Here is a 24,265-nt window from a genome sequence, read left to right as displayed (position 1 = left end):
AGCCGCACACACCGAGGGCGCCCCCTGGAATCCAGGGGGCGCCCTCCGTGCCGTACAGGGGCCTTCACGGCCCCCGGCGGATCAGCCCTTGGCCTCGCCCAGGTGGTGGACCCGCACCATGTTGGTGGTGCCGGGCACGCCGGGGGGCGAACCGGCCGTGATGACCACGATGTCGCCGTCGTTGAAGCGGTTCAGCTTCACCAGCTCCTGCTCGACGAGGTCGACCATCTCGTCGGTGCTGTTCACGAACGGCACCACGTACGGCTCCACGCCCCAGCTCAGCGCCATCTGGTTGCGGGTGCCCTCGTCGGTGGTGAAGGCGATGATCGGCTGCACCGCGCGGTAGCGGGACAGCCGGCGGGCCGTGTCGCCGGACTGCGTGAAGGCCACCAGGCCCCGGCCGCCGAGGAAGTCGGCGATCTCACAGGCGGCCCGGGCCACCGAACCGCCCTGCGTGCGCGGCTTCTTGCCCGGCACCAGCGGCTGCAGGCCCTTGGACATCAGCTCCTGCTCGGCCGCGGAGACGATCTTCGACATCGTCTTCACGGTCTCGATCGGGTACGCGCCCACGCTCGACTCGGCGGACAGCATGACCGCGTCGGCGCCGTCCAGGATCGCGTTGGCCACGTCGGAGGCCTCGGCGCGGGTCGGACGGGAGTTGGTGATCATCGACTCCATCATCTGGGTCGCCACGATCACCGGCTTGGCGTTGCGCCGGCACAGCTCGATCAGGCGCTTCTGCACCATGGGGACCTTCTCGAGCGGGTACTCGACGGCCAGGTCACCGCGGGCGACCATGACACCGTCGAACGCCATCACGACGTCCTCCATGTTCTGCACCGCCTGCGGCTTCTCCACCTTGGCGATGACGGGGACCCGGCGGCCCTCCTCGTCCATGATCCGGTGCACGTCCTGGACGTCCTTGGCGTCCCGGACGAAGGACAGCGCGACCAGGTCGCAGCCCATCCGGAGGGCGAAGCGGAGGTCCTCGATGTCCTTCTCGGACAGCGCGGGCACGTTGACGGCCGCGCCGGGCAGGTTGATGCCCTTGTGGTCGGAGATGACGCCGCCCTCGATGACGATCGTCTTCACCCGGGGGCCCTCGACCTCGGTGACCTTCAGCTCGACGTTGCCGTCGTTGATGAGGACCTGGTCGCCCTTGGTGACATCACCGGGAAGGCCCTTGTAGGTCGTCCCGCAGATCGTCTTGTCGCCCGGGACGTCGTCGGTGGTGATGGTGAACTCGTCACCGCGCACCAGCTCCACGGGACCCTCGGCGAAGGTCTCCAGACGGATCTTCGGGCCCTGGAGGTCGGCGAGGACCCCGATGGCCCGGCCGGTCTCCTTGGCGGCGGCACGGACCCGGTCGTACCGGCCCTGGTGCTCGGCGTGGCTGCCGTGGCTGAAGTTGAAGCGGGCCACGTTCATGCCGGCTTCGATCAACGCGACAAGCTGATCGTGGGAGTCGACCGCGGGGCCGAGAGTACAGACGATTTTCGAACGGCGCATGGGGGCGATCCTATCGGTTTGTTTCCCGGCGGAATATTCCGTCTGGCGGAAAATACAAAAGGGCGGCAGGCCGCTCAGGTGTGATTCCCCGAACCAATTACCAGCGCGTAGGTCTGGGACGCGATCTCCAATTCCTCGTCAGTAGGTACCACCGCCACCGCCACCCGGGCCCCCTCGGGCGAGATCAGCCGTGCCTCGTCGGCGCGTACGGCGTTGCGCTCGCCGTCCACCGCCAGGCCCAGCTCCTCCAGCCCCGCCAGGGCGGCCGCCCGCACGGGAGCGGCGTTCTCGCCGACACCGGCCGTGAACGCGACCGCGTCCACCCGTCCGAGTACGGCGTAATAGGCGCCGATGTACTTCTTCAGGCGGTGAATGTAGATGTCGAACGCCAGCTCCGCCTGCTCGTCGCCCTCGTCGACGCGGCGGCGGATCTCCCGCATGTCGTTGTCACCGCACAGACCGATCAGACCGCTCTTCTTGTTGAGAAGAGAGTCGATCTCGTCGGCGGACATTCCACCGACCCGCATCAAATGGAAGATGACGGCCGGGTCCATGTCTCCCGAGCGCGTACCCATCACGAGCCCCTCCAAAGGCGTCAGCCCCATGGAGGTGTCCACGCAGCGACCGCCCCGCACGGCCGACGCCGACGCCCCGTTGCCCAGGTGCAGCACGATCACGTTCGTCTCGGACGGGTCCCTGCCCAGCAGTGCGGCGGTGGCCCGGGAGACATACGCGTGCGAGGTGCCGTGGAAGCCGTAGCGGCGGATGCGGTGCTCGTCGGCGGTCTTGACGTCGATCGCGTAGCGGGCCGCCGACTCCGGCATCGTGGTGTGGAACGCCGTGTCGAAGACGGCCACCTGCGGCAGGTCCGGCCGCAGCGCCCGGGCGGTGCGGATGCCGGTGAGATTGGCCGGGTTGTGCAGCGGGGCCACCGGGATGAGCCGCTCGATCTCGGCGAGCACGGCGTCGTCCACGACGGTCGGCTCGGTGAAGAACTTGCCCCCGTGCACCACCCGGTGCCCGATCGCGGCCAGTTCGGGCGAGTCCAGCCCCAGGCCGTCCTTGGCGAGCTCCTCGGCGACGGCCTTCAGGGCGGCGTCGTGATCCGCGATCGCACCGCCGCGCTCCCGGCTCTCGCCGCCGGCCGGGGTGTGCTTCAGCCGGGACGTCTGCTCACCGATGCGCTCCACAAGGCCCACCGCCAGCCGGCTGCTGTCGCGCATGTCGAGCAGCTGGTACTTCACCGACGAGGAGCCGGAGTTGAGGACGAGGACACGGGTGGGGCTCACTGGGCGGTCGCCTTCTCGCTCGGGGACGGGGCGGGCATCTGGGCCTGGATGGCCGTGATCGCGACGGTGTTCACGATGTCCGAAACCAAAGCGCCCCGGGACAGGTCGTTGACCGGCTTGCGCAGACCCTGGAGCACCGGGCCGACGGCGATCGCGCCGGCCGAGCGCTGCACGGCCTTGTAGGTGTTGTTGCCGGTGTTCAGGTCGGGGAAGATCAGCACGCTCGCCTGTCCGGCGACCTCGGATCCGGGCAGCTTGGTCGCCGCGACCGACGGCTCCACCGCGGCGTCGTACTGGATCGGGCCCTCGATCTTCAGGTCCGGGCGGCGGGCGCGCACCAGCTCGGTGGCCTCGCGCACCTTGTCCACGTCGGCGCCCGAACCCGAGGTGCCGGTGGAGTACGACAGCATCGCGATCCGCGGCTCCACGCCGAACTGCTCGGCGGTCGTCGCCGACTGGATGGCGATGTCCGCGAGCTGCTCGGCGTTCGGGTCCGGGTTGACCGCGCAGTCGCCGTAGACGAGGACCTTGTCGGCCAGGCACATGAAGAACACCGACGAGACGATGTCGGCGTCCGGCCTGGTCTTGATGATCTCGAACGCCGGGCGGATGGTCGCGGCCGTGGAGTGCACCGAGCCCGACACCATGCCGTCGGCGAGGCCCTCCTGGACCATCAGCGTGCCGAAGTAGTTCACGTCGGAGACGACGTCGTAGGCCAGCTCCACGGTGACGCCCCGGTGTGCGCGCAGGGCCGCGTACTTCTCGGCGAAGGAGTCCCGCAGCTGCGAGGTCGCCGGGTCGATCAGCTGGGACTCGCCGAGGTCCACGCCGAGGTCGGCGGCCTTCTTGCGGATCAGGTCGACCGGGCCGAGCAGCGTCAGTTCGCACACGCCCCGGCGCAGCAGCACCTCGGCGGCGTGCAGCACCCGCTCCTCGGTGCCCTCGGGCAGGACGACCCGGCGCAGGTCGGAACGGGCCTGCTCCAGCAGCTTGTGCTCGAACATCATCGGCGTGACGCGGTCGCTGCTCGGCGCGGAGACGCGACGCGCGAGGTCGACGGTGTCGGCGTACCGCTCGAACAGGCCGAGGGCCCGCTCGGCCTTGCGCGGGGTGGCCGCGTTCAGCTTGCCCTCCAGGGAGAACAGCTGCTCGGCGGTGGGGAAGCTGGTACCGGCCACCGACAGCACCGGGGTGCCGGGGGCGAGGCGGTCGGCGAGGGCGAGGATGTGGTCACCGGGCACCTCGTCCAGGGTGAGCAGCACCCCCGCTATCGGCGGGGTGCCGGCGTTGTGCGCGGCGAGCGAGCCGACGACCAGGTCGGCGCGGTCGCCCGGGGTGACCACGAGGCAGCCCGGGGTCAGGGCGCCCAGGAACGTCGGCAGCATGGCGCCGCCGAAGACGAAGCCGAGCACGTCCCGGGCCAGCCCGGAGTCGTCGCCCAGCACCACCTTGGCGCCGAGGGCGTGGCCGATCTGCGAGACGGTCGGCGCGGACAGCGCGGGCTCGTCGGGCAGGACGTAACAGGGCACCGGCAGCCGGGAGTCGAGCCGGGCGGCGATCTCGTCGCGGTCCTCGCGGGCCACCCGGTTGGCGACCATGGCCAGCACGTCGCAGCCCAGCGTGTCGTAGGCGCGGTAGGCGTTGCGTGTCTCGGCCAGTACGGACTCGACGGTCTGCTTGCGGCCGCCGACGACCGGGATCACCGAGGCGCCGAACTCGTTCGCCAGCCGGGCGTTGAGCGACAGCTCGTCCGGCAGCTGGGTGCCGGCGTAGTCGGTGCCGAGGACCAGGACGACGTCGTAGTCCCGCGCGACCAGGTGGAAGCGGTCGACCAGGGTGGACACCAGCTCGTCGGTGCCGGCCTCGGCCTGGAGGGCGGACGCCTCGTGGTAGTCCATGCCGTAGACGGTCGCCGGGTCCTGGGTGAGCCGGTAGCGGGCGCGCAGCAGCTCGAAGAGGCGGTCGGGTCCGTCGTGGACCAGGGGACGGAACACACCGACCCGGTCGACCTGCCGGGTGAGGAGCTCCATGACCCCCAGTTCGGCGACCTGGCGTCCGTCGCCGCGGTCGATGCCGGTCACGTACACGCTGCGGGTCACGCGCGCTCTCCGTTTCGTCTTGATCGGGGGACAGGCCTCACACCCACGGGTCCCCCCGCGAGGGGCACAAAAATCGCCCACCGAGGTGAGCAGAACCCTCTTGACAATACCTCTCCCGCTAGATAAGGCACCCGTCAGAGCAGGGGTTCCACGGCGGGCTGTGGAGCGTGAAACAATCGGCAGTGGCTCACCGGCGTCAACAGCGAGCAGGAGACACAGCACGATGCGTATCGGAGTTCTCACCGCAGGCGGGGACTGCCCCGGCCTGAACGCCGTGATCCGGTCGGTCGTGCACCGGGCGGTCGACAACTACGGCGACGAGGTCATCGGCTTCGAGGACGGCTACGCCGGCCTGCTCGACGGCCGTTTCCGCAGCCTCGACCTGGAGTCCGTCAGCGGCATCCTGGCCCGCGGCGGCACCATCCTCGGCTCCTCCCGCCTGGAGCGCGACCGGCTGCGGGAGGCCTGCGAGAACGCCTCCGACATGATCCACGAGTTCGGCATCGACGCGCTCATCCCGATCGGCGGCGAGGGCACGCTGACGGCCGCGCGCATGCTGAGCGACGCCGGCCTGCCCGTCGTGGGTGTCCCGAAGACGATCGACAACGACATCTCCTCCACGGACCGCACCTTCGGCTTCGACACCGCCGTGGGCGTCGCCACCGAGGCGATGGACCGGCTGAAGACCACCGCCGAGTCCCACCAGCGCGTGATGGTCGTGGAGGTCATGGGCCGGCACGCGGGCTGGATCGCCCTGGAGTCTGGTATGGCCGCCGGTGCGCACGGCATCTGCCTGCCGGAGCGGCCGTTCGACCCGGCCGACCTGGTGAAGATGGTCGAGGAGCGGTTCTCCCGCGGCAAGAAGTTCGCCGTGGTCTGCGTCGCCGAGGGCGCCCACCCCGCCGAGGGCTCCATGGACTACGTCAAGGGCGCCATAGACAAGTTCGGCCACGAGCGCTTCCAGGGCATCGGCACCGCCCTCGCCCACGAGCTGGAGCGGCGCCTGGGCAAGGAGGCCAAGCCGGTCATCCTCGGCCACGTCCAGCGCGGTGGTGTCCCGACCGCCTACGACCGGGTGCTCGCCACCCGGTTCGGCTGGCACGCGGTGGAGGCCGCGCACCAGGAGCAGTTCGGCAGGATGACCGCCCTGCGCGGAACGGACATCGTGATGGTCCCGCTCGCGGAGGCCGTGACCGAGCTGAAGACGGTGCCGAAGGACCGTATGGACGAGGCCGAGTCGGTCTTCTAGGAGCCGGGTTCTCCCGGAGTCGGACGTCTAGCCGGTCTCCAGGTCGGTGTCGTCCTGGAGCTTCGTCCAGAAGTGCGCCACGATCCGGTCCAGGAAGTCCTGGCCCGTGCCGCCCGCGTCACCGCTGCCGCCGCCCCAGCTCAGGGTGGCCGCCATGTGCCCCTGGTAGTCCTCGTGCAGGCCCCGCAGGGCGTCTTCGAGGAACCGCCGGTCCAGGGGCACGAGTTTGGCCACGGGGCGGACATAGGCCTGCCAGCGGGTGGTGGCGGCGCTGCGCAGCAGATCGCCGAGTCTGCCGTCGCGGCCGGTGACCGCGACGAAGTCGGGCAGGCCGAGCCCGAGCAGATCGGCCAGGGCGGCGGACTGGCGTTCCGTGCCGCGCCAGGAGTCGGTCTCCTCCATCCGCAGATACGCCTGCACGTCGTGCCCCACGGCCCGGGCCACGTCCTCCGGGGCGAGGCAGCGGGCGATGCGGTGTTCGCGCAGGGTGCGCGGTCTGCCGATGAGTTCGGCGGGCGAGCACCACAGCACGCCCGCGAGCGCGGTGAGTTCGGAGTTGTCCGGGGCGGCGGCACCGCGTTCCCAGGCCATCACGTGATCCGGGGTGACATGAGGGTGCCCGTACGAGACGCGCATGCCGTAGGCGACGTGCTCGGGGGCCATGCCGAGGGCCGTGCGGAGCCGGCGGGCGGCGGGCGCGTTGAAGGGCGGGGTCGTCGGGGTGGTCGGGAGGGGAGGAGGGGGCGGGGGCTGGCTCGGTCGGGCTGAAGGTCGGCGCACGGCCCACAAGCTAGGACGGTGGGCGGGGGCTGACTACGGTCTGTTCGGCCAGGATCACGGATTGTACGAACCTACGGCTACCGGCGGGTTCGACCGGGGCTGAAGATCGTCTGTCGGTGGCGGCGCGGGCGGGGCGAGGATGGCACCGGGTCCGGATGATCACGGGCCCGGAAAGGCGGTGTCTCACGTGAACGGCAAGCTCAACGGGCATATTCGCGAGCGGCTTCGCGCGCCGAACTTCTGGCATCTGGCCACGGTGGGCGCGGACGGGGCGCCTCAGGTGTCGCCCATGTGGGCGGACATCGAAGACGAGTACGTCATGGTCAACACCTCGATGGGGCGGGTGAAGGAGGAGAACCTGCGGCGCAATCCGTACGTTTCGCTGTCGCACCACGACCCCGGGAACCCGTACGACCGCGCCGAGATCCGCGGAAGGGTCGTGCGGTTCGTGGAGGGGGAGGTCGCGGAGCGGGCGATGGACCGGCTGGCGCGGAAGTACCTCGGCGTGGACCGGTACCCGTGGCTGCTGCCCGGAGAGCGCCGGGTGATGCTGCTGATCGAGCCGACGCGGGTGCGGAGGCTGGAGGGGGTCGAGCCGTTCCGGGCCGGGGTTCTGCCGGAGGGGAGTGGCTAACCCTTCGGGAGTGGCTGACGGCGGCTGCGGCGGCGTTCCCATGGTGTGAAGGAGACCTTCACGGGCGCGCTTCGCTGGGGCCGGGACGGCTGCGTCGATGCGGGTGCGGGGGTTCGATCGGCGCCTGATGGGCCGTCACTGGCCCGTGACCCAGCGGTACTGCAACTCCGGCCGCCCCACCGTGCCGTACTGCGGACGGCGCGCCGCGCGGCCCGCGTCGACCAGGTGCTCCAGATAACGGCGGGCCGTGATGCGGGAGATGCCCACGGATTCCGCGACACCGGCGGCCGTTACGCCCTCCGCGCTGTCCCGCAGGGCGACCGTCACCCGCTCCAGCGTCGGTGCGCTCAGCCCCTTGGGCAGCGCGGCCGGGCCCGGTGCGCGCAGGGCCGCGAGCGCCCGGTCCACCTCGTCCTGGCCGCTCGCCTCGCCGACCGCCGCGTGGAACTCGGCGTAGCGCACCAGCCGGTCGCGCAGGGTCGCGAAGGTGAACGGCTTCAGGACGTACTGCACGACCCCGAGCGAGACGCCCTCGCGGACGACCGCCAGATCACGCGCCGACGTCACCGCTATCACGTCAGCGTGGTGCCCGGCCGTCCTGAGGGACCGGGCCAGTTGCAGCCCGTGCACGTCCGGCAGGTGCAGGTCGAGCAGGAGCAGGTCGACCGGGGTGCGCTCCAGGGCCCGGCGGGCCTCCGCACCCGAGTGCGCCTTGCCCACCGCCACAAAGCCCGGCACCCGGCCCACGTACAGCACGTGCGCGTCGGCGGCGACCGGATCGTCCTCCACGACCAGGACGCGGATGGCCTTCTCGCTGCTCGTCATGCGTCGCCTCCAGCGCCTCTGGCCACCGGGACCCCGGACGTCGCGCCCGCCGCCCCGGACTCCCGCAGCGGCAGCCGTACCTCGAACTCCGCCCCGCCGCCGTCGGCCTCCGCCACCGTCAGGGAGCCCTCGTGCCGCTGGGCTGCCTGCCGGACCAGCGCCAGCCCGAGCCCCCGGCCGCCCGGACCCGCCGGTTTCGTCGAGAAGCCCCGCTGGAAGACCGCCTCGGCGTGCTCGGGATCCACGCCCGGGCCGGTGTCCGAGACCCGCAGCACCAGCTCCGGGACGTCGCCGGAGTTCCGGGTGTACGCGGCCACCGTCACCCGCGCCCGCACACTGCCCTGCGCCGCGTCCACGGCGTTGTCGATCAGGTTGCCCAGGATGGTCACCAGGTCCCGCGCCGGCAGGGTCTCGGGCAGCAGGCCGTCGTCCAGGCTGCTGTCCTCCGACACCATCAGCTCCACGCCCCGCTCGTTCGCCTGGGCCGTCTTGCCCAGCAGCAGCGCCGCCAGCACCGGCTCGCTCACCGCCGCCACGACCTGGTCGGTCAGCGCCTGCGCCAGCTCCAGCTCGGCCGTCGCGAACTCCACCGCTTCCTCCGCCCGGCCCAGCTCGATCAGCGAGACGACCGTGTGCAGCCGGTTCGCCGCCTCGTGCGCCTGTGAGCGCAGCGCCTGTGTGAAACCCCGTTCGGAGTCCAACTCGCCCATCAGCGATTGGAGTTCGGTGACATCGCGCAGGGTGACGACCGTACCGCGCCGCTCACCGCCCGACACCGGCGAGGTGTTGATCACCAGGACCCGGGACGCCGTCAGATGCACCTCGTCGACCCGGGGCTCCGAGGCGAGCAGGGCACCGGTCAGCGGGGCCGGCAGCCCCAGCTCCGCCACCGACCTGCCCACCACGTCCCCGGCCACGCCGAGCAACTCCCGACCTCCGTCGTTGATCAGCGCCACACGGTACTGCCCGTCCAGCATCAGCAGCCCCTCGCGCACGGCGTGCAGGGCGGCCTGATGGTAGTCGTGCATCCGGCTGAGCTCGGCCGCGTTCATGCCGTGGGTGTGGCGGCGCAACCGGGCGTTGACGACGTAGGTGCCGACCGCGCCCAGCACCAGCGCGCCGGCCGCGACGCCGAGCAGGGCCGTCAGCTGGTCCTGCACCCGCTGGGTGATCTGCTCGACCCGGATCCCCGCGCTGACCAGGCCGACCACCCTGCTGCCGTCCTTGATCGGGGTGACGGCGCGCACCGACGGGCCGAGCGTGCCGGTGTAGGTCTCGGTGAAGGTCTCGCCCTTCAGGGCCCCCTCGGTGTGCCCCCGGAAGGTCTGGCCGATCTGCCGGGGGTCGGGGTGCGTCCAGCGGATGCCCCGGGGATCCATGATCGTGATGAAGTCGACCTCGGTGTCCCGCATCACCTTCAGGGCGTACGGCTGGAGCTCGGCGGACGGGTCGTCGCCGCGGGCCGCGGTCAGCACGGACGGGGAATCGGCCACCGAGCGGGCCACCGCCCTGGCCTGCCGCGCCGCGGCCTCCTCGGCCTGGCTGCGGTCGCTGACGTAGGTGAACAGCGCGTATCCGGCCACGACGACCGCTATCAGGACGGCCTGCATGGCGAAGAGCTGACCCGCCAGGCTGCGGGGAGCGGGGACGGTGAGGCGCATGCCGTCAGTCTGCACCGTGGCTGATTGTGAACTAAATGAACGGAAGGGTGACCGCGCTCACAGAGCAGGACATAGTCACGGCATTCCCCATAACGCATCTCCCGGGAGCCCCGCTCAGCGATTCCCGGATTCTCCCCGGACGTGAGCCGCACGCCGGTGATGCCGACGACGTCGTCAAGGAGGGCCGCCGTGACCAGCGCAGCCGATACGGCACCTGCCGCACGCAAACCCAAGCGGGACCGCACGCACTACCTCTACATCGCGGTGATCATCGCGGTCGCCGCCGGTATCGCGGTGGGACTGGCCGCACCGGAATTCGCGCAAGAGCTGAAGCCGATCGGCACGGGCTTCGTGGCCCTGATCAAGATGATGATCTCGCCGATCATCTTCTGCACGATCGTGCTGGGCATCGGCTCGGTGCGCAAGGCCGCCAAGGTCGGCGCGGTCGGCGGTATCGCCCTGGGCTACTTCATGGTGATGTCCCTGGTCGCGCTGGGCATCGGCCTGGTCGTCGGCAACATCCTGGAGCCCGGCACCGGCCTCGCGGTGACCGACGCGGTCAAGGACGCCGGTCACGCGCAGATCGACGCCGAGGCGAAGAACACCACGGAGTTCCTGCTCGGCATCATCCCGACCACGATCGTGTCGGCGTTCACCAACGAGTCGGTCCTGCAGACCCTGCTGATCGCCCTCCTCGCGGGCTTCGCCCTCCAGGGCATGGGCTCGGCCGGCCAGCCGATCCTGCGCGGCATCGAGCACATCCAGCGGCTCGTCTTCCGCATCCTCGCGATGGTCATGTGGGCCGCCCCGATCGGTGCCTTCGGCGCCATCGCCGCCGTCACCGGCTCCGCGGGCCTGGAAGCGCTCAAGAGCCTCGCCGTGCTGATGCTCGGCTTCTACGTGACCTGCTTCCTCTTCGTCTTCATCGTGCTCGGCGCCCTGCTGCGCGCCATCTCCGGCCTGAACATCTTCTCGCTGTTCAAGTACCTGGGCCGGGAGTTCCTGCTGATCCTGTCCACGTCCTCGTCCGAGTCCGCGCTGCCCCGGCTCATCGCGAAGATGGAGCACCTGGGCATCAGCAAGCCGGTGGTCGGCATCACCGTCCCGACCGGCTACTCCTTCAACCTCGACGGCACCATGATCTACATGACCATGGCCTCGCTGTTCATCGCCGACGCCATGGGTACGCCGATGTCGATCGGTGAGCAGATCCCGCTGCTGCTGTTCCTGCTGGTCGCCTCCAAGGGTGCCGCCGGTGTCACCGGCGCCGGTCTCGCGACCCTGGCCGGTGGCCTCCAGTCGCACAAGCCGGCCCTGGTGGACGGCATCGGCCTCATCGTCGGCATCGACCGCTTCATGAGCGAGGCCCGCGCCCTGACCAACTTCGCGGGCAACGCCGTCGCCACGGTGCTGATCGGCACCTGGACCAAGGAGATCGACAAGGGCCGCGTGCACCAGGTGCTCGCCGGTCAGCTGCCCTTCGACGAGAAGACCCTGCTGGACGACGGCCACGACGGCCACGACGGCCCGGCCGAGGACCACGTCGAGGTGCCCGGGCAGGGCGGCGAGAAGGAGCTGGCGAAGGCCTGACGGCCGCGCCGCTTCCCTGAGAATCCGGGCGGCTGGGTGTCCCCCCGTCACTCAGCCGCCCGGTCCACGACACGCAGACACAGATCAAGCGTTCAGCTTCGCCACCAGTTCGGTGGCCTTCGAGGCGGGCACGCCCGCCGCGGTCAGTACGGTGACCGCGGCGCAGCGGCCCGCCTCTTCCGCTGCCAGCAGGTCGTCGTTCACCGCCTCCATCACCGCGAACAGCATCTGCTCGTGCACGTACGCCAGAGCCGGGGCGGGCAGCGGTGAGCTGAAGACGTCCTCCTCCAGCCCTTGCCGCAGCAGTTCGATGCACGCCTGTCGGACCGGGGCGAGCCGCTCGCGGATGCCCTGCATGGTGACCGTGCGCTGGGCGAGCGCGATCAGCAGCCGGTAGCGGTCGGCGATCGCCCACACCGCCAGCACCGAGCGCGCCACCGCCTCCGCCGGGTCCCGCACGTCCGCGCGGCCCGCCGCGTGCGCGGCCGACAGCGCCTCCACGGCCTCGTCGACGAGCGTGCTGATCAGCGCCTCGCGGCTCGGGAAGTGCCCGTACACCGTCCGCCGTACGACGCCCGCGGCCCGGGCGATCTGGTCCATGGACGCGTCGGGGTCGTGCAGCAGCTCGGCGAGGGCGACGTCGAGGATGCGGCGGCGGTTGGCGTCGGCGCGGCTGTTACCCGTGGTCATGGACGCCATTGTGCCCCTTCCCCGATTGAGTTGCACAGTGCTGTGCAACGGCGTAGATTGCACAGCGTTGTGTAACTGCACAGCCGTGTGCAACTCAAGCCGGGAAGGCGACACCTGCGATGCGACTCGTCATCAACGAACCGACCGAGAGGATGGACCGCCCCTACGCCCGCCGCTGGTGGGCGCTCCTCGTGCTCTGCCTCAGCCTGCTGATCATCGTGATGGCCAACACCGCCCTCACCGTGGCCGCGCCCGACATGACCGCGGACCTCGGCCTGAACAGCGCCGACCTGCAATGGGTGATCGACGGCTACACCGTCCCCTACGCCGCGCTGATGCTGCTGCTCGGCGCGATCGGCGACAAGTACAGCCGCCGGGGCGCGCTCGTGCTCGGGCTTGTCGTGTTCGCGGCCGGCTCGGTCTTCGGCTACCTCGCCGACAGCGCCACGACGGTCATCGCCGCACGGGCCGTGATGGGCGCCGGCGCCGCGATGATCATGCCCGCGACGCTGTCCCTGCTCGCCTCGACCTTCCCGCGCGCCGAACGCGCCAAGGCCATCACCCTGTGGACCGCCACGGCCGGCCTCGCCATCGCGGCCGGGCCGCTCGTCGCCGGAGCGCTGCTCGCCGACCACGGCTGGTCCTCGACGTTCCTCATCAACGTCCCCATCGCGATCCTCGCCGTCCTCGGCGCCTTCGTCCTCGTACCGCCGTCCAGGGCCGCGAGCCGCGGTCGCATCGACTACGGCGGCGGACTGCTGTCGGTGGCGTGGATCGCCGCGCTGGTCTACATGATCATCGAGGGGCCGCACTTCGGCTGGGGCGTCAAGGCCGTCACCGCGGCGGCCGTCGCCGGAGCCGGGCTCGTCGCCTTCGTCCTGTGGGAGCTGCGCCACCCGCGCCCGCTGCTCGACGTCCGCCGCTTCGCGCACCGCGGCTTCGCCGGCTCCAACCTCGCCGTCGCCCTGTTCTTCCTGGCGGTCTTCGGCGCCTTCTACTACCTGACGCAGCACCTCCAGTTCGTCCTCGGCTACGACGCCCTGGACACCGGCCTGCGCATGCTGCCGCTGGCGGGCGCGGTGTTCGCCGGATCGGCCCTCACCGGCTTCCTCACGCCCCGGGTCGGCATGAAGTGGACCGTCACCGCCGGCATGGTCGGCGGTACGGCGGCCCTGGCGCTGCTCGCCCAGGTCGACGCCGGTTCGTCGTACGGCGACTTCGTGGCGCCCCTGGTCGTCCTCGGCCTCTCCATCGGACTCGCGCTGTCGCCCTGCACGGACGCGATCATGGGGGCGTTCCCGGAGTCGGAGCTGGGCGTCGGCGGCGCGGTGAACGACACGTCGCTGGAGCTCGGCGGCTCGCTGGGCATCGCCATCCTGGGCTCGCTGCTGGCGACGTCGTACTCCGGTCACCTCTCGGACGCCACGGCCGGCAGCAAGCTCCCCGCCTCCTCCCTGTCCACCGCCCAGGACTCCGTCGGGGCCGGATACGCCGTCGCCCAGGGCATCGGCGACAAGGCCCGCCAGCTCGCCGAGCAGGCCGCCCACACCGGCGACCCCCAGCAGGCGGAACGGCTCCGGGCCCAGGCCGAACAACTCGGCAGCGGCGCCCGGCAGATGGCCGACGCGGTCGGCTCCTCGTTCTCCGACGCGGTCGCCCACACCAGCCTGATCGGCGCGGTGATCCTCGGCATCGGCACGGTGGTGGTCGCGATCCTCCTGCCCGGCAAGGAGAAGACGGTGGACGAGCCGGCGGAGGAGAACAAGGAACTGGAGTCCACCGGGGCCCGCTAGACCGTATCCGCGAAGTCCCGTCGTCCGCCCCCGGGCAGGCGGGACTTCGCGCACCCGGCGGGCCCCGCCCTGTCGCAAGAGCGGCGCCACCGCCGATGGGCCGCGGGCGCCGCATGCGTGCACCTCCGGCATGGTCCGGCCGCGCAGGTCCGTCATGGCGGCCGGGTCCGTGACAGTTTGCGGTCCGCTCGTTCCCGGGGCCGGGTACGGCGGCGTGTTGGTGACCGGGGCCAGATGGGCACTGGCCCGGTCGTTTCGTCTGGCCGGACGCGTGTGCTGTGTTGGCCGGGTCCGTGACGGATTGCGGTCCGCTGGTCCCGGGGCCGGGACGGCGGCGTGTTGGTGACCGGGGCTGCCCGCTTGCCCCTTGAGTCGGTACGGCGGCGCGTAGGTGACCGGAGCCGGCCGCGCACCGGCCCGGTCGTCTCGGCCAGCCGGACATGTGCGCCGCGGCCAGCCGGACGCGTTCGCCCCGGCTGCCGAGTCCCTGATCGTGCGCGGCCACTCGCCCCCCCCGCAGTCGGGACGACTACGTGTGCGTGACGGGCGCTGGGCGTCCCCCCAGTCGGGACGACTACGCGTACGTGACCGGCGTCGGACGCGTCCCGCACCCGGTCGCCTCATCCAGCCGGGCCGTCTCCTCCGGGCTGAGCGGCAGGTCCGCCGCGGCCGCCGAGTCCCTGATCGTGCGCGGCCGGGTCGCCCCCGGGATCGGGACGACCGAAGGGGAGCGGGCCAGCAGCCAGGCCAGGCCGACCTGTTGGGGACTGACACCGCGCTCCGCCGCCACCGCGTGGAACACGGCGAAGCGCTCCGCCCCCTCCGTGCGCGACGGCCCGTCCAGGGAGCTGCGGGACAGTCCGCCGAGGGGGCTCCACGGCAGGAACGCCAGCCCCAGTTCCGCGCACAGCCGCAGCTCCGGCTCACTGTCCCGGACGGCGGGGGAGTACCGGTTCTGCACCGACACCAGCCGGTCGCCGAGGATCTCCCGTGCCCGGCGGATCTGGTCCGCGTCCGCGTTGGACAGACCGGCCAGCCGGATCGTGCCCGCGTCGAGCAGCTCGCGCAGCGCGCCGACCGACTCCTCGAAGGGCACCGTGGGGTCGGGCTTGTGCAGTTGATAGAGGCCGATCGCCTCCACGCCCAGCCGCTCGCGCGACGCCTCGGCGGCGGCCTTGAGGTGACGGGGCGAGCCGTTCACCGTCCAGTCGCCGCCCGCCGGGCGGCCGCGGCCGCCCTTCGTCGCCACCAGGACGTCGGAGGTGTCACCGCCGTAGGCGGCCAGCGCGCGGGCCACCAGGCGTTCGTTGTGCCCGGGCTCCGCGCCCGGCAGATGGTAGGAGTCGGCCGTGTCCAGCAGCGTCACGCCCGCGTCGAGTGCGGCGTGCACGGTGGCCAGGGCGCGCTCCTCGTCCGGCCGGCCCTCGATGGACAGCGGCATCGCGCCGAGCCCGACCGCGCTCACCCGCAGCCCGCCGAGTGTCCTGTAGCGCATGTCAGCCGCCCATCCCGAGCGTCTCGGCGACGGCACGCGGCAGCCACTGCCGGGCCTCGCCGAAGGTGAAGCCGAGCCCGGCGGCCCGGCCGTTGTCCATGCCGTAGGAGCGGCGGAAGGAGAACGGCGAGACCCCGCCGACCTCCACGGGCCGGAACTCGGCCCGGCCGCCGGGGACATGAGCGACGACCGCCGCGCACAGCTCCTCGGTGCTCAGCGCACCGGAGGAGGCCGCGTTGACCGCGCCGGTGAAGTCCTCGCCCGCCGCCCAGGCCAGGAAGCGGGCGACCTCCTCGACGTACACATAGGTGGCCGGCCGGTTCACCGCCGGCACGGCGATCGGCTCGCCGGTGCGTATCCGCTCGGCGTAGTGGGCCAGCCTGCCTGTGAAGTCGTCGTCCCCGCCCAGCACATGGGCCACCCGCACCGCCGTGTACGGCAGCGCCGCGCCACCGGCGGCGAAGACCGCCTCGGCCTGCCGCTTGCCCTCCCCGTAGTGGGCCTCCAGGAACGCGGGGTCGTCCCAGGGGAGTTCGAGGTCGACGGTGACGGTGGCCGGGTCGACGGCCTCCTCGCGTATGAGGGCGGGAGAGTCCTCGTACTCGTACACCTCGACCGTGGAGGTCATCACATAGCGCCGGGTGCGCCCGGAGAAGACGCGGCGGGCGATCGCGGCCTGGCGCGGGGTGTAGCAGACCTGGTCGACGACGACGTCGAAGACCCGTGGGCCGAGCGCACCGGCCAGCGCCCTTTCGTCGTCCCGGTCGGCGCGCAGGTGCTCCACCCCGGCGGGCGGCGGGGAAGACCCGCGGTTCAGCACGGTGATGCGGTGGCCGTCGGCGAGCAGCTGTGCGATCAGACGTTTTCCGATGTAGCGGTTCCCGCCGATGACCAGGACGTCCAGAGCCTTTTCCATGGCCATAATTCTCCCGGGGTACATCCGCGCTCTGAAGGGGGAACCATGGGAGTTCAGGCCTCGGCACCGAAAGAACCACGGCAGTTGCGCAACGTCGCCGACGAAACATCGGCGGCCTTCGACGCGCTGGATCGGCAGATCCTGCTGCTGCTCCAGACCGACGGCCGGATCAAGCTCAGCGAGCTCGGCCGCCGGGTCAGGCTCAGCCCCGCGGCCGTCACCGAGCGGGTGCGCCGACTGGAGGCGGCGGGCGTGATCAGCGGCTACGGCGCCCACGTCGCGCCGGCCCGGCTCGGCTACGGCATCCAGGCGTTCATCCGGGTGAACCCGCACGGCGGCTACACCCTCAAGCACCCCCGGACCCTGGAGCTGATCGAGCGCCCCGAGATCACCGAGGTGCACCACGTGGTCGGGGAGGACTGCTGGATCCTCAAGGTCGCCGTGCGCGACACCGTCCACCTGGAGGACGTCCTGGAGGACGTCTCCGTGCTCGGCCGCACCACGACGTCGATCGTGCTGACCTCCCCGGTGGAGCGCAAACCGCTGTTGCCTTGACGCCGGGGTCAAGGATTACGTTCGACCGCATGCGAATCGGCGAGCTGGCCGCACGGGCCGGGACCACGACGCGAACGCTGCGGTACTACGAGTCGCGGGGGCTGCTGCCCGCGCGGCGTACCGGCAACGGCTACCGGAGCTACGACGAGAGCGACCTGCGGCTGTTGCGGCAGATCAGGACGCTCCAGGACTTCGGGTTCGACCTGGAGGAGACCCGGCCCTTCGTGGAGTGCCTGCGCGCCGGGCACCCCGAGGGCGACTCCTGCCCGGCGTCGCTCGCGGTCTACCGGCGCAAGCTGGGCGAACTGGACTCCCTGATCGGTGAGCTGACCACCGTCCGGGACACGGTCGCACGGCAGCTGGCCCGGGCCGAGCTGGCCGCCGAGGCGGAGGTTCCGGGTGGTCCGGAACCCGTGTGCGAGCTGGGAGGGGACCCATGGTGACCGGCGTGACGGATGTGACGGACGCGGACTTCGAGGCGGAGGTGATCGGCGCGGAGCTGCCCGTGCTGGTGGAGTTCACCGCCGACTGGTGCCCGCCCTGCCGGCAGATGGGCCCGGTGCTCAAGGCCCTCGCCTCCGAGGAGGGCGACCGGCTGAAGGTCGTGCAGCTGGACGTCGACGCCAACCCGCGGACGACCAACGCCTACAAGGTCCTGTCCATGCCGACCTTCATGGTGTTCCGCGGCGGCGAACCCGTGAAGCAGATGGTGGGAGCACGGGCGAAGCGGCGCCTGCTGGAGGAGCTCGCCGACGTGCTGTGACCTCCGGAAGAAAGGAAATCCCCCGAGCGCAATTGCGCTCGGGGGATTTCCTTGCGTATATTTGTCTGTTCGTGACTTCAAGCGGATTGAAGTGCCTTGACGTCACAGTGAAGTTCAGTGAGCACAGTATATGCGGGCGGGAGCGGAATTGTCAAACACCGAATTTCCGGACGATGAATTGCGACAGGAACAGGAATTCATCGACGGGTTGTACGCGCGCGTGGACGCGCTGCGCGGCGACGCCGAGACCTCCGTCACGGACGCGCTCGCGCAGGGCAACACCCCCATGCAGGCCCGACTGGAGCGGGACATCCTCGTGGCCGAGCGCTCCGGGCTGCTCGCCGCGCTGAACGCGGTGGACGGCTCCCTGTGCTTCGGCCGGATCGACCTCACCTCGGGCACCACCCACCACATCGGCCGCATCGGCCTGCGCACCGACGACGCCGAGCGCACCCCAGTCCTCATCGACTGGCGCGCCGACGTCGCCCGCCCCTTCTACCTGGCCACCGGCCACACTCCGATGGGCCTCAGGCGCCGACGGCACATCGCCACCGACGGCCGCCGGGTCACCCAGCTGCACGACGAGATCCTCGACCTCGGCGACCAGACCCGCACCGGCCACGAGGACCCGACGGGCGACGCCGTGCTGCTCGCCGCCCTCGACTCCGCGCGCACCGGCCGCATGGGCGACATCGTGCAGACCATCCAGGCCGACCAGGACCGCATCATCCGTGCCCCGCACCGCGGCGTCATGGTCGTGGAGGGCGGCCCGGGCACCGGCAAGACGGCGGTCGCCCTGCACCGCGCCGCCTATCTGCTCTACGAGCACCGGGAACTGCTCGCCAAGCGGGCCGTGCTGATCGTCGGGCCCAACCCGGCGTTCCTCGGCTACATCGGCGAGGTGCTGCCCTCCCTCGGCGAGACCGGGGTGCTCCTCGCGACCGTCGGCGAGCTGTTCCCGGGCGTCAGGGCGAGCGCGACCGACACGCCCGAGGCCGCCGCCGTCAAGGGCCGGGCCGACATGGCCGACGTCCTCGCCGAGGTGGTCCGCGCCCGGCAGGCGCTGCCCGACCCGGTGATCGCCATCGAGCACGACCGCGAGGTCCTCATGCTCGACGACGGCCTGGTCAACATGGCGCGCGAGCGCACCCGCGCCGCCGGGCTGCCGCACAACGCCGCCCGCGAGCACTTCGAGGGCCACATCCTCAACGCCCTGACCGACCTGTACGCCGAGCGGATCGGCACCGACCCCTTCGACGGGTCCAGCCTGCTCGACCCCAGCGACATCACCCAGATCCGCGACGACCTCGCCGAGAACCCCGACGTATGGTCCGCGATCGACCAGCTGTGGCCGGTGCTCACCCCGCAGCGGGTCGTCGCCGACTTCCTCGCCGCGCCCGAGGAGTTCCTGCCCGCCGAGGAGGCCGAGGCCGTACGCCGCCCGGTGACCCGGCGCTGGACCGTCGCGGACGTGCCGCTGCTCGACGAGGCCGCCGAACTCCTCGGCGACGACGACCGGCTCGCCCGCGACCGCGCCGAGCGTGAGCGGCAGCAGCAGATCGCCTACGCGCAGGGCGTGCTGGAGGTGTCGTACGCCTCCCGGACCTACGAGTTCGAGGACAAGGAGGAGGACGACCCCGAGGGCTCCGAGGTGCTGTCCGCGCACGACATCATCGACGCCGAGCGGTTCGCCGAGCGGCATGAGGAGGACGACCACCGCAGCGCCGCCGAACGCGCCGCGGCCGACCGCACCTGGGCGTTCGGGCACATCATCGTCGACGAGGCGCAGGAGCTGTCGCCGATGGCGTGGCGGCTGCTGATGCGGCGCAGCCCGACCCGCTCGATGACCCTGGTCGGCGACCCGGCCCAGACGGCGGAGGCGGCCGGGGTCGGCTCCTGGTCGGACATCCTCGCGCCGTACGTCGAGGACCGCTGGGAGCACACCCGGCTGGGCGTCAACTACCGCACCCCGGCCGAGATCATGGACGTCGCGGCGGCCGTGGTGCGCGCCGAGCACCCGGAGTTCGAGCCGCCCAGCTCGGTCCGCTCCACGGGCGTACGGCCCTGGGCCCGCGCCGCCGACGACCTCCCGGGCGCCGTCGCCAAGGCGGTCGGGGAACTCACCCCGGCCGAGGGGCGGCTCGCGGTGATCGCGCCGCGCGACCTCCACCGCTCGCTCGCCGCCCGGCTGGACGGGGTGACGGCGGGCGCCGAACCCGATCTCACACGGACGGTGGTGCTGCTCGACCCGCGCCAGGCCAAGGGCCTGGAGTTCGACTCCGTCCTCGTGGTCGAACCCGGCCGGTACGGCACCAGCGACCTGTACGTGGCCCTGACCCGGGCCACCCAGCGGCTGGGCGTGCTCCACACCGGCGAGCTGCCCGCGTCCCTGGCGCAGGCATTCGGGTAGTCCGCGAAGCCGCCTACCCCAGCTGGGACTTCGGGTCCCGCAGGGCGTGCCACAGCCCGGCGCCGAGGGGGACGACCGTCAGGGCGAAGAAGACCCAGAACACGAACTCGGCGCCGGGCGCGAGTTCGTAGACGGTGCCGTCCTCCCACCGGCAGTAGGCGCGCGGTGGGAAGGCGGTGGAGACGCCCGACACCTCACCGCCGCCGATGACGCCCTCCCGGTACGGCTCCCTGGGGCAGGGAGCCGTGTCCGGGAACAGCACGGGATCGTCGGCGGCCATGATGTACAGCCAGGTGAGCGCGGAGAGCGGAGCCGCCCAGAACACCGAGGTCCGCACCCACGGCGGCAGCAGCGGATGGGTCAGCAGTCCGCGCAGCGCGACCACCGCGACCACCAGCCCGGCGAAGACCGGCAGCAGCGTCATGCGGCGGCGGCCGTCCCACGGGCCCGCAGCTCGCTCGCGTAGCCGGCGCCGATGGCGAGCAGGGCGGCGGACAGGGCGAGGACCGCCGTCGTGCCGTTCATCCAGCCGTAGTCCGGGTCGCTGGCGTAGAAGGAGCCGTCGTCGCGGACGCAGTCGAAGCGCAGCGGCAGGTACGAGGATCGGTGGTGGCTCAGCCCGTCGATCGTGGCCGGATCGAAGCCGTCGCGGCAGGCCGGGGCCGGGACCGAGTTCGCCCCGTCGTTGAAGGCCGACTGCGCATTCAGCACCGCGAAGAAGCCCAGGGAGTACACGGCGGCCGCCGCCCACGCGGCCGCCGCCGCGGCCCGGCGCATCAGATGCACGGACCACGGCTCGGGCCGGCCGGGCAACGCCACGGCGACGGCACCCGCGGCGGCCACGAGCGCGGCGACGGCACAGGCCGCCGAGATACCGAGACCTACCAGCACGCGCCGCAGCCCTTTCCGGACCGGCGGGGGAGTGGGGTGACACGCATGCGGTCACCCCACCACTCCCGGACCGGACGGGCTGTGACGGAGGCCACTCCTCCGGTCACACCCCTGTCACAGGGCCCTTCACGCCGGCCGCAGCCACACCGTCGCCAGCGGCGGCAGGGTCAGTTGGACGCTGGCCGGACGGCCGTGCCAGGACTGGGGTTCGGGCTTGACCGGATCGGGGTTGGTGACGTCGCTGCCGCCGTAACGGGCCGCGTCGGTGTTGACCGCCTCGTGCCAGGCGGGCACGTCGTCAGGGACGCCCAGGCGGTAGTCCGGGCGGGTGACCGGCGCGAAGTTGGACACCGCCAGCACCGGGACGCCGTCCGGGTCCAGCCGCAGGAACGCGAGGACGTTGTCGTCGGCGGCGTCCCCGACGATCCACTCGAAACCGGCCGGGTCGGTGTCCAGGCGCCACAGCGCCGGGGTCGCCCGGTAGACGGTGTTCAGGTCGCGGACCAGATCCCGCACCCCCCGGTGGTCGGGCTCCGCCCCGTACCCCGGGTCCAGCAGCCACCAGTCCGGGCCGTGCGCCTCCGACCACTCGGCGCCCTGCGCGAACTCCTGCCCCATGAACAGCAGTTGCTTGCCCGGATGGGCCCACATGTAGCCGAGGTAGGCCCGCACACCGGCGCGCTGCTGCCACCAGTCGCCCGGCATCTTCGACACCAGGGAACCCTTGCCGTGCACGACCTCGTCGTGCGAGATCGGCAGCACGTAGTTCTCGCTGTACGCGTACACCATCGAGAACGTCATCTCGCCGTGGTGGTACTTGCGGTGCACCGGCTCATGACTCATGTACTGCAACGAGTCGTGCATCCAGCCCATGTTCCACTTCAGCCCGAAGCCGAGCCCGCCGAAGCCGCTCGGGCCCTTGTGGTGGGTGGCGCGGGTGACACCGTCCCAGGCGGTGGACTCCTCGGCGACCGTGACCACACCGGGCACCCTGCGGTACACCGTCGCGTTCATCTCCTGGAGGAACGCCACCGCGTCCAGGTTCTCCCGTCCGCCGTGCTCGTTGGGCGTCCACTGGCCCGGCTCGCGCGAGTAGTCCAGGTACAGCATCGAGGCGACGGCGTCCACGCGCAGGCCGTCGATGTGGAACTCCTCGCACCAGTACACGGCGTTGGCCACCAGGAAGTTGCGCACCTCGTTGCGCCCGAAGTCGAACTCCAGGGTGCCCCAGTCGGGGTGCGCGGCCCGCAGCGGATCCTCGTGCTCGTACAGGGGCCTGCCGTCGAACTCGGCCAGCGCCCAGTCGTCGCGCGGGAAGTGCGCGGGCACCCAGTCCATGAGGACGCCGATGCCCGCCTGGTGCAGCTTGTCGACCAGGTACCGGAAGTCGTCCGGTGTGCCCAGCCGGGCCGTCGGCGCGTAGAAGCCGGTCACCTGGTAGCCCCAGGAGCCGCCGAACGGATGCTCCGCGACCGGCATCAGCTCGACGTGCGTGAAGCCGAGGTTCTTCACGTACCCCGGGAGCTGCTCGGCGAGCTGACGGTAGGTCAGCCCCGGCCGCCAGGACGGCAGGTGCACCTCGTACACCGAGAACGGCGCCTCGTGCGCCGGGGTCTCGGCGCGCCGGGCCAGCCACTCGGCGTCGTCCCACTCGTACGCCGAGGAGGTGATGACCGACGAGGTCGCGGGCGGCACCTCGGTGCGGCGGGCCAGCGGGTCGGCGCGCATCGTCCTCGAACCGTCGGGGCGGGTGATCTCGAACTTGTACAGCTCGCCCTCGCCGACGTCCGGCAGGAACAGCTCCCACACCCCGGACGAGCCCAGCGACCGCATGATGTGCCCGGTGCCGTCCCAGAAGTTGAAGGTGCCGGCCACCCGCACGCCGCGCGCGTTCGGCGCCCACACCGCGAACCGGGTGCCGGTCACGCCCTCGTGGGTCATCGGGTGGGCGCCCAGCGCCGTCCACAGCTCCTCGTGCCGGCCCTCGCCGATCAGGTGCAGGTCGAGATCGCCGAGCGTGGGCAGGAAGCGGTACGCGTCCTCGGTCTCCAGCACCGTCCCCTCGTACTCCACGAGCAGCCGGTACGGCGGCACCTCCCGCAGCGGCAGCAGCCCCGAGAAGAACCCCTCCCCGTCGTCGTGCAGCTCGGCCCGCAGCTCCCCGGAGACGACGGTCACCGACAGGGCGTACGGCCGGAACGCCCGGAAGGCGACACCCCCGGGCACGGGGTGCGCGCCGAGTACGGAGTGCGGCGCGTGATGCGTCCCCCCGAGCAGCCGCTCCCGGTCGCCCGCACCGACAGCGGGCGAAACGGCGACCTCGACCTCCGGTGGAACGACCTGGGGGGAAGGGGCTGCCCCGGCTGGGGCGCTCCCGGCGGGTGCCTTCCCGGCCGGCGCCTGTTCGGTGGTGGCCTTCCCGGCGGGTGCCTGGCCGGGCAGGGCCGTCTCGGCAGGAGCCTGCCCGGCGCGGGCCCGGCCGTCGGCGGCCTTGCGCGCGGGCGCCTTCCGGACCGGTGCCTTCTTGGCCGCGGTCTTCTTCGCGGCGGCCTTGCCCGCGGGCGCCGCACCGGCCGCCGTCTTCTTCGCGGCGGCCTTGGCGACGGTGCTCTTGGCGGGGGTGGTCTTCTTGGCGGCGGCCTTCTTGGCGGGAGCCCCGGCGACGACGGGCTCGGCGGCGGTGTTGGTCTTCTTCGCCGGAGCCTTCTCGGCCGTGGTCTTCTTCGCCGGAGTCTTCTTCGCGGTGGCCTTCACCGCCGCGGGCTTCGAGGCCCCAGCACCGGCCCTGTCGGTGATCGGTCCCGCGGCAGTGGTCTTGGTCGCTGTCGCCTTGACCCTCGTGGCCTTCTTGGCTGTGGCCTTCTTGGTGGTGGCCTTCTTCGCGGCGGTCTTCTTGACCGCCGTCTTCTTCGCGGCCGTCTTCTTCACGGCCGCGGCCTTCTTCGCCGGGGTCGTCTTCTTCGCCGTTGCCTGTTTGGGCACCGCCGTCTTCTTCGCGGCGCTCTTCTGCTGGGCGGCCGTGGGCTGCTCGGGGATCTTCTCCCCGGCGGTCCCCTTGGGGCGCGAACCGCTGGACTCAGGGCGGGGGGTCACGGGCGGAGCCTCCAGGGCAAAGG

Annotated in this window: 20 protein-coding genes; 8 read left to right on the top strand and 12 right to left on the bottom strand. The window is 71.6% G+C overall.

Annotation, left to right across the window (positions count from 1 at the left end; translation table 11 throughout):
* Nucleotides 1-81: 81 nt before the first annotated feature.
* From pyk to pta, 3 genes are all read right to left on the bottom strand, one after another.
* Nucleotides 82-1,509: a pyruvate kinase gene (pyk, locus tag ACFZDE_RS27655; protein ID WP_391004234.1), complete on the bottom strand. Its 1,428-nt coding sequence runs from the start codon at nt 1,507-1,509 to the stop codon at nt 82-84.
* Between the two features lie 74 nt (nt 1,510-1,583).
* The gene (locus tag ACFZDE_RS27650; RefSeq protein WP_391204238.1) at nt 1,584-2,798 is read right to left on the bottom strand and encodes an acetate/propionate family kinase; all 1,215 of its coding nucleotides are present in this window, start codon (nt 2,796-2,798) and stop codon (nt 1,584-1,586) included.
* Nucleotides 2,795-4,897 (bottom strand): phosphate acetyltransferase, encoded by a 2,103-nt coding sequence (pta, locus tag ACFZDE_RS27645; RefSeq protein ID WP_391204235.1) that lies wholly within the window; start codon nt 4,895-4,897, stop codon nt 2,795-2,797. Before pta ends, ACFZDE_RS27650 begins: the two co-directional genes overlap by 4 nt.
* A gap of 223 nt (nt 4,898-5,120) precedes the next feature.
* On the opposite strand from pta, the gene ACFZDE_RS27640 reads away from it, so the two are divergent.
* The gene (locus tag ACFZDE_RS27640) at nt 5,121-6,146 is read left to right on the top strand and encodes an ATP-dependent 6-phosphofructokinase (RefSeq protein WP_391004228.1); all 1,026 of its coding nucleotides are present in this window, start codon (nt 5,121-5,123) and stop codon (nt 6,144-6,146) included.
* Nucleotides 6,147-6,173: 27 nt separating this feature from the next.
* On the opposite strand, the gene ACFZDE_RS27635 is transcribed toward ACFZDE_RS27640, so the two are convergent.
* Nucleotides 6,174-6,926, bottom strand: coding sequence for a helix-turn-helix domain-containing protein (locus ACFZDE_RS27635; protein ID WP_391204232.1), 753 nt, complete (start codon nt 6,924-6,926; stop codon nt 6,174-6,176).
* 139 nt (nt 6,927-7,065) lie between these two features.
* Between ACFZDE_RS27635 and ACFZDE_RS27630 the strand changes: the two genes are divergently transcribed.
* Nucleotides 7,066-7,560 (top strand): TIGR03618 family F420-dependent PPOX class oxidoreductase, encoded by a 495-nt coding sequence (locus tag ACFZDE_RS27630; RefSeq protein WP_391204230.1) that lies wholly within the window; start codon nt 7,066-7,068, stop codon nt 7,558-7,560.
* Nucleotides 7,561-7,695: 135 nt separating this feature from the next.
* Here ACFZDE_RS27630 and ACFZDE_RS27625 read toward each other — a convergent pair whose 3' ends face one another.
* Nucleotides 7,696-8,385: a response regulator gene (locus ACFZDE_RS27625; protein WP_391004222.1), complete on the bottom strand. Its 690-nt coding sequence runs from the start codon at nt 8,383-8,385 to the stop codon at nt 7,696-7,698.
* Complete coding sequence (locus ACFZDE_RS27620) at nt 8,382-10,046, bottom strand: ATP-binding protein (RefSeq protein WP_391204227.1); 1,665 nt, start codon at nt 10,044-10,046, stop codon at nt 8,382-8,384. The genes ACFZDE_RS27625 and ACFZDE_RS27620 overlap by 4 nt, the downstream gene beginning before the upstream one ends.
* 189 nt (nt 10,047-10,235) lie before the next feature.
* On the opposite strand from ACFZDE_RS27620, the gene ACFZDE_RS27615 reads away from it, so the two are divergent.
* The gene (locus ACFZDE_RS27615) at nt 10,236-11,636 is read left to right on the top strand and encodes a cation:dicarboxylate symporter family transporter (RefSeq protein WP_391204224.1); all 1,401 of its coding nucleotides are present in this window, start codon (nt 10,236-10,238) and stop codon (nt 11,634-11,636) included.
* An 84-nt stretch (nt 11,637-11,720) separates the two neighbouring features.
* Here the strand turns inward: ACFZDE_RS27615 and ACFZDE_RS27610 are convergent, their stop codons facing one another.
* Complete coding sequence (locus ACFZDE_RS27610) at nt 11,721-12,335, bottom strand: TetR family transcriptional regulator (RefSeq protein ID WP_391004216.1); 615 nt, start codon at nt 12,333-12,335, stop codon at nt 11,721-11,723.
* Nucleotides 12,336-12,445: 110 nt separating this feature from the next.
* Here ACFZDE_RS27610 and ACFZDE_RS27605 point away from each other — a divergent pair, with 110 nt between their 5' ends.
* Complete coding sequence (locus tag ACFZDE_RS27605; RefSeq protein WP_391204220.1) at nt 12,446-14,119, top strand: DHA2 family efflux MFS transporter permease subunit; 1,674 nt, start codon at nt 12,446-12,448, stop codon at nt 14,117-14,119.
* Between the two features lie 574 nt (nt 14,120-14,693).
* Here the strand turns inward: ACFZDE_RS27605 and ACFZDE_RS27600 are convergent.
* Together ACFZDE_RS27600 and ACFZDE_RS27595 are read right to left on the bottom strand one after the other, a co-directional pair.
* The gene (locus tag ACFZDE_RS27600; protein WP_391004212.1) at nt 14,694-15,614 is read right to left on the bottom strand and encodes an aldo/keto reductase; all 921 of its coding nucleotides are present in this window, start codon (nt 15,612-15,614) and stop codon (nt 14,694-14,696) included.
* A gap of 1 nt (nt 15,615) precedes the next feature.
* Complete coding sequence (locus ACFZDE_RS27595) at nt 15,616-16,530, bottom strand: NAD-dependent epimerase/dehydratase family protein (RefSeq protein WP_391204217.1); 915 nt, start codon at nt 16,528-16,530, stop codon at nt 15,616-15,618.
* A 45-nt stretch (nt 16,531-16,575) separates the two neighbouring features.
* Between ACFZDE_RS27595 and ACFZDE_RS27590 the strand changes: the two genes are divergently transcribed.
* The 4 genes from ACFZDE_RS27590 (at nt 16,576) to ACFZDE_RS27575 (ending at nt 20,258) form a co-directional block, all read left to right on the top strand.
* On the top strand, nt 16,576-17,085 hold the full coding sequence (locus ACFZDE_RS27590) for an AsnC family transcriptional regulator (protein WP_391004208.1): 510 nt from the start codon (nt 16,576-16,578) through the stop codon (nt 17,083-17,085).
* A 29-nt stretch (nt 17,086-17,114) separates the two neighbouring features.
* A complete protein-coding gene (locus ACFZDE_RS27585; protein WP_391004206.1) occupies nt 17,115-17,528 on the top strand; it encodes a MerR family transcriptional regulator in 414 nt (137 codons plus the stop codon).
* Nucleotides 17,529-17,533: 5 nt separating this feature from the next.
* Nucleotides 17,534-17,848 carry a thioredoxin domain-containing protein gene (locus ACFZDE_RS27580; RefSeq protein WP_391004275.1) on the top strand — a complete coding sequence of 105 codons (315 nt, stop codon included), beginning with the start codon at nt 17,534-17,536 and terminating at the stop codon, nt 17,846-17,848.
* 130 nt (nt 17,849-17,978) lie between these two features.
* On the top strand, nt 17,979-20,258 hold the full coding sequence (locus ACFZDE_RS27575) for a HelD family protein (protein ID WP_391204214.1): 2,280 nt from the start codon (nt 17,979-17,981) through the stop codon (nt 20,256-20,258).
* 13 nt (nt 20,259-20,271) lie between these two features.
* On the opposite strand, the gene ACFZDE_RS27570 is transcribed toward ACFZDE_RS27575, so the two are convergent.
* The 3 genes from ACFZDE_RS27570 to glgB all read right to left on the bottom strand — a co-directional run bounded on the left by ACFZDE_RS27570 (nt 20,272) and on the right by glgB (nt 24,242).
* Nucleotides 20,272-20,682 (bottom strand): hypothetical protein, encoded by a 411-nt coding sequence (locus tag ACFZDE_RS27570; protein WP_391004202.1) that lies wholly within the window; start codon nt 20,680-20,682, stop codon nt 20,272-20,274.
* On the bottom strand, nt 20,679-21,149 hold the full coding sequence (locus ACFZDE_RS27565; protein ID WP_391004200.1) for a hypothetical protein: 471 nt from the start codon (nt 21,147-21,149) through the stop codon (nt 20,679-20,681). The genes ACFZDE_RS27570 and ACFZDE_RS27565 overlap by 4 nt, the downstream gene beginning before the upstream one ends.
* 126 nt (nt 21,150-21,275) lie before the next feature.
* Nucleotides 21,276-24,242 (bottom strand): 1,4-alpha-glucan branching enzyme, encoded by a 2,967-nt coding sequence (gene glgB / locus ACFZDE_RS27560; protein ID WP_391204211.1) that lies wholly within the window; start codon nt 24,240-24,242, stop codon nt 21,276-21,278.
* Nucleotides 24,243-24,265: the final 23 nt, after the last annotated feature.

The organism is Streptomyces sp. NPDC007929 (genome assembly GCF_042959065.1).
Taxonomy (GTDB): domain Bacteria; phylum Actinomycetota; class Actinomycetes; order Streptomycetales; family Streptomycetaceae; genus Streptomyces.
The sequence above is the reverse complement of the archived record's forward strand: the minus strand, read 5'-3'. Positions and strand labels throughout refer to the sequence as shown.